The organism is Bacillus sp. AFS053548 (genome assembly GCF_002575105.1).
Classification (GTDB): domain Bacteria; phylum Bacillota; class Bacilli; order Bacillales; family Bacillaceae_G; genus Gottfriedia.
Map to the genome: position 1 here is coordinate 1 of NZ_NUHI01000064.1, position 409 is coordinate 409.

Consider the following 409-nt stretch of genomic DNA (forward strand, 5'->3'; position numbering starts at 1 on the left):
CATCCTTTTATAACGATAATGCGAAGTTGAAAGTAAAAGGAAAGAAAGTGTTGATTGAAAAGGTCGGTTGGGTTCTAATCTCTGAAGTTATATCAGATAAAAAATACTATAATCCCAGAATTAGCAATGATGGAAAATACTGGTATCTTTCTGTTGGAGTTGAAAAATCAAAACCAATCGTAGAATTGACAAATGTCTTACTTGGTATTGATGTGGGGATAAAAGATTTAGCCGTATGTTCAGATGGANNCATACTAAAAATCGAAAAGAAAATACAACACCTCTATAGAAGGTTGACGAATATCAGACTAAATCATCTTCATCAATCTACGAGCGAAATCGTGAAAACCAAACCTTATCGCATCGTAATGGAAGCTATAAACATCAAGGGAATGATGAAGAATAAGCA

1 protein-coding gene is annotated in these 409 nt (G+C 33.7%); it reads left to right on the forward strand.

Translation table 11 applies throughout. The annotated features are described in order from the left end of the window. Positions 1-409, forward strand: a 409-nt coding sequence (locus tag CN946_RS20875) for a transposase (protein WP_286134011.1), incomplete at both ends; no start/stop codon positions are given.